This window comes from Lysobacter xanthus (genome assembly GCF_047159895.1).
The window spans coordinates 1-4,641 of record NZ_BAAGAB020000108.1 but is presented as its reverse complement, the minus strand read 5'-3'; the positions used below and the strand labels follow the sequence as shown (position 1 = coordinate 4,641).

Sequence of the window (4,641 nt, the reverse complement as noted above, 5' to 3'; positions counted from 1 at the left end):
CGATGGGTGCCCACGGAACCGCAGCCGGCCGCGCAAATGCCATACCTCTGGTTGTTGGTTGGCGTCGCCATCCTTATTGTTGGTGTCGTTTGGCGGCGCAGGCTTCGCGGCTCTGCGGCCTAACAATTCGTCCAAGCCGACGCCGCTTCGCGGCGCGGCTTAACTCAGGTGTTAGACCTCACTGGAGATCACGGATGACAGCAGGACCCATCTTTCGGATTCTGGTCGTGTTTAGCGTCATCGGGCTCGTGAATCCGGCTGCGGAGGCCGCAGAGAGGCCCGAGGCGTTGCAAGTACTATCGGCGAGCCCTGCCTGCGCAAAGCAGCGGCTAGGTCGGGTGGAGGTTAGTCTTGGGGATCCCGATCCCGATCCGCGTAGAGGCGGACTTGTCCCGACAGTCAGTTACCAACGGGCCTTTGAAAGACTCCGAGCGGCGGCTGTTGAGCGCGGCGGGAACGCCGTCGTACTTGATGAACACCGAGCTGAATATTTTTCCAAAGGCGCGCGGCGCTCGCGCCGCCCTACTCATGTGGTCTTGGGGGGATACGTCTTGGTGATAGACAGCATCCACGCTACTTGTTCAGTATCAGCTATTGATCCGGTCACTTTTGAACGCCAAGCCGCTACCAAGCAGCGCGAGAACGTGATGGAAGATGCGGGCACGAATTTCTAGCGTGAGGTCTAACAATTCGTCCAAGCCGACGCCACTTCGTGGCGCGGCTTAACTCAGGTGTTAGGCCTCATGAAAAACGTGCTCGCGCTCATCCTAGCTACTGGCGCTGCCACCGCATACGCCGGAACGCCCCAGCAGAACGCCTCATGTGTGGCGAACCCGCCGCTTCATTCGCTGTCGCCACACGATCGAGCGGCCGTCACTGAAGTTCTCGCCTTTCATTCGAAGCACCTGTGCTCGACCGACGCATGTGAGTTTCGGTTGCATGAACTCGCTGAGGGTAAGACCCTCATCAGCCTGCGCGCGGCGCGGTATTCCGAGGAACTGTCTGGCTGCGTCACCGTATATATGGGTCGCGCCGCCGTGGTCGTGGACAGGTCCGGGCGGGTGGCTGATATGTGGTCTTATTGCCAGATCGCTGCCGAAGAGGCCAAGCGCGACCCGGCAATCAAACGGGAAATGGGCTACCACTGGTGCGAGAGCCAGCGCTGAGGCCTAACAATTCGTCCAAGCCGACGCCGCTTCGCGGCGCGGCTTAACTCAGGTGTTAGGCCCCGTCAGATGACACTTCGCCCCTACGAGACAGTAAAGCTCGCGCGTCTGCGGCGGGTTTACATCCTGGCGGTCTGCGTCGCATTTGGTGGTTGGCTCGGCGCATTCGCCTTGGGCCAACTTGGCTATCCGAGGATCGGCGAGTGGTTCATGTATCCATTCGGCGTGGGCGGGCTCGTCGCCGCACTTGCTTGCATCATTTATGGTGTGCTGGTGTTGCCAAGGTGGTGCCGCTACGTCTGGGGTCGTTTGCGTGTATTCCGGTCCGGTGCCTAACAATTCGTCCAAGCCGACGCCGCTTCGCGGCGCGGCTTAACTCAGGTGTTAGCGCCCACCACCGACTGCAGAAGAAGTCGTAGTGGTTTCCTCGCACCGGGCTGTCCCAAGCTCCGCCAGCCGGCGCTTCGGATTACGCGCTCGGCCCCGCATCCTTATCGGTACCCGCTGACCTTGAGCGGCGCTCTGAAGCGCCCGCGCTCTATCTCGCGCGGGGTCGCGCCCGAGTACCTCGCACGTCGCCCGCCGTGGCATTCTCCGCACCGTGGAGTTGGGGTCTGCCAGTAAGTTCGTGTGGGCTCTAACAATTCGTTCAAGCCGACGCCGCTTCGCGGCGCGGCTTAACTCAGGTGTTAGGTGCCGGAATGAGAATATCGAAGCTCGAGACGGCAAAGCAGCAACTTGAAGTTGCCTGCGAGCTTTACCTGAAGCGGGCAAGTATCTTCGCTGTTCATACGCTGGCCGGGGCCGCGGAAGACATCTTGGGTGCCTTGGCAACCCGCCAAGGTCATACCAACATGTTCGAGCGCATGCGCGTTGCAGGCGAAGAAATGCTTAACCGTAAGCTGAGCAATGCTGAAGTGTCCGGCCTGATAAACGACAGCCGTAATGCCCTAAAGCACGCCAGGGATCCGGCGGAAGACACATTTTTCTATGACACTGGGCACGGGCTGGTCATGTTGTTCCGCGCGCTGGTGAACTTTCAGCTCGTAACCGGGGGTCTCACAAATGTCATGGAACGCACTCGCCAAGATCTGCATGCAACCCAACCGTTGTTCCTGCCGCCAAATCAGCGGCCGGTCACCTAACAATTCGTCCAAGCCGACGCCGCTTCGCGGCGCGGCTTAACTCAGGTGTTAGGCCGCGCGGACAATTTGCAAGCAGGCGCGCATTAGCTACTAACGGCTCTTTACGCTCCGCGCCGCTAAGCGGTCAATGCACCGCCGCGCTTCCAGTATGCTTACCGCTAATCTAGAGGGGCGTATGGATAAGAAGTTTGCTGGCGGTGGACTCGTTCTCGGCATCCTCGCCGGTGTCATATTCCACAACCTCGCGCTTGGAATAGTGTTCGCCCTGCTCCTCGGAGCCGGCGCAGGCGCGGCGAAGTCCAGGCTGGGCGGCCGCGAGACTGGTTAGGCTGCGCAACGCAACTAGTTGCACATCTATGTCTTGGCCTAAGGCCCGTCCGTCCGAAGCTATGCTTGCGTAGGCGGCGCTTAGCCTTCTAGTCGTTTCAGCGGAGAGACGGGAAGGCTGCTTGGGTGGGTCACAGGCGCGGCCTAACAATTCGTCCAAGCCGACGCCGCTTCGCGGCGCGGCTTAACTCAGGTGTTAGGCCTCATATGAGCCATTCTCACGACTTCCAGTGCTGGCCTTTCCACGTTCCGATCGAGACCGGCGTCTTCACCACTCGGCAGGTTATGGAAGGACTTGAGCCCGTGCGGGAGGTCTATCACGATCCGGACGGCGACTGGCAATTCTTGTGTGGCACTACGCTGAACTCGGAAGACCTCAAGCTCGTATGCTTGGGCTGCATGGTCGAAATGGATGCCTCGGTCGGCGAACTCGCAGAAATGCCGCCTAGCTGGTGTGCTGTCCGCCCGGCGGCGGGCTCCGAGTGGATCCAAGAACCATACGAGCCGCGCGAAGATGAGGCCTAACAATTCGTCCAAGCCGACGCCGCTTTGCGGCGCGGCTTAACTCAGGTGTTAGGCCTCGGTCGGTTTGGTCTGCGGCGTAATCGCAAACAGGCATCCGCCCTTCGCCGGTCCGTTTCGCTCAAAGCCACCGCCCGCTTCGGCTGCGTCAGCGCTTGCGCCGCCGAATGGTCCAGCTGATTCCCGCGCTCGATCTTTTGCCGCGTCCGACCGTCGACATCGCGCTCGTCAGTGTCACCTCCGGGCAGATCCAGCGTCGGTGGTCGGCGGCGCTCAGGTCTTCGGGCGCATCGGCAAAAGCCGGCCGTCCAGCGACCAGGCTCCAGACTGCGCCTCTCGCTCCGTTCGCTTGTCCGCACCGGGTTGCTCGTCGCCTCCGGCCAGTTCAAGCTTGGCCTAACAATTCGTCCAAGCCGACGCCGCTTCGCGGCGCGGCTTAACTCAGGTGTTAGGCATCACGTTTGTGTTTATTGCAGTGCCGTCGCGCTGCGCCGCCCGCGATGCGCGCGGCTCCGCCTGAAGCCTTTCGCATCTCCAGGCACCGTCGTTCCCGCGTCGCTGCCCGCTGTCGCGCGCAGCTCTCCGCGTTTCCGCCGCCTTCGGACGCTGATCGCTGCGCCCGTCTGCCTCGCGGCTGGGTCGCACCCGGAACAGGCCGCGGCATCTCGCGGCGCCCAGCTGCCCTGGCTCCGCTGTCGCCTCCGGCCGCATCCCGCGGCGCCCAAGGTTCAGGCGGCTGAGCCGCTCCGCGCAGGCAACCGCGGCAGCCCAGAGTCGCCCCGGTTCGCCTCGCTTCTAGATCGTGCTCCGCAGCGCTATCGTTGCGCCTAACAATTCGTCCAAGCCGACGCCGCTTCGCGGCGCGGCTTAACTCAGGTGTTAGCGCCCAGATGAAAACCGTCGCAGTTGTTCTGGTCGCCCTCGCACTCGCCAGCTGCAGCCGCAAGGGTGAGCAGTCGATTGAGCCTAGACAGGTGGTCGTACCCGATTACGCAATCGATGCTTTCGGCGGCAGGCTTCTTGGAACAAACCAAGGAGAGTGGGTCGGCCGCCTATATTTCCAAGATCCCGCGGGTTCCCTGCATGTCCTGCTAAAGGAGAACGTGCATGGCATCGCGCGGAATTCGGCGGGAACGTTTGTCTTCACCGGGTTAGCGCACCTAGGAATCAATGAGGGCTACGTTTACCGCGTCGTGCCAAGCTCCGGGGACATTCCGGCGGTGGCGCTCGTAGGTCGCTTACCGGGCGAACCGTCGCAGGTCACACCCCAGCCTGCCGGTGCCACGTCGTTTCTCGTCTTTTCGGGTCGCCAAGCCGCTAGCGGCCGGTGGGTTTACGATTGCTATGAGCTCAATGGGTCGGTCGTCAGCCCGAGCACTCGCTGCCAGCCCCCTAAGCCGGGCGCTAACAATTCGTCCAAGCCGACGCCGCTTCGCGGCGCGGCTTAACTCAGGTGTTAGGCCTTTAATCGCGCACTGGAG

General features: G+C 61.8%; 3 protein-coding genes. All 3 read left to right on the top strand.

All coding sequences use genetic code 11. The features are described 5' to 3' along the window. Positions 1-743 precede the first annotated feature (743 nt). A complete protein-coding gene (locus ACY35P_RS14910) occupies positions 744-1,166 on the top strand; it encodes a hypothetical protein (protein WP_462116622.1) in 423 nt (140 codons plus the stop codon). 701 nt (positions 1,167-1,867) lie between these two features. Further along, positions 1,868-2,311, top strand: coding sequence for a hypothetical protein (locus tag ACY35P_RS14905; RefSeq protein WP_462116621.1), 444 nt, complete (start codon positions 1,868-1,870; stop codon positions 2,309-2,311). Positions 2,312-2,845: 534 nt separating this feature from the next. Then, positions 2,846-3,163, top strand: a complete 318-nt coding sequence (locus tag ACY35P_RS14900; protein ID WP_462116620.1) for a hypothetical protein — start codon at positions 2,846-2,848, stop codon at positions 3,161-3,163. Positions 3,164-4,641 lie beyond the last annotated feature (1,478 nt).

What these genes read in the sequence shown, in the direction of transcription:
- ACY35P_RS14905 (WP_462116621.1), top strand. Translation starts at nt 1,868, where the DNA reads ATGAGAATATCGAAGCTCGAGACGGCAAAGCAGCAACTTGAAGTTGCC.
- ACY35P_RS14900 (WP_462116620.1), top strand. Translation starts at nt 2,846, where the DNA reads ATGAGCCATTCTCACGACTTCCAGTGCTGGCCTTTCCACGTTCCGATC.
- ACY35P_RS14910 (WP_462116622.1), top strand. Translation starts at nt 744, where the DNA reads ATGAAAAACGTGCTCGCGCTCATCCTAGCTACTGGCGCTGCCACCGCA.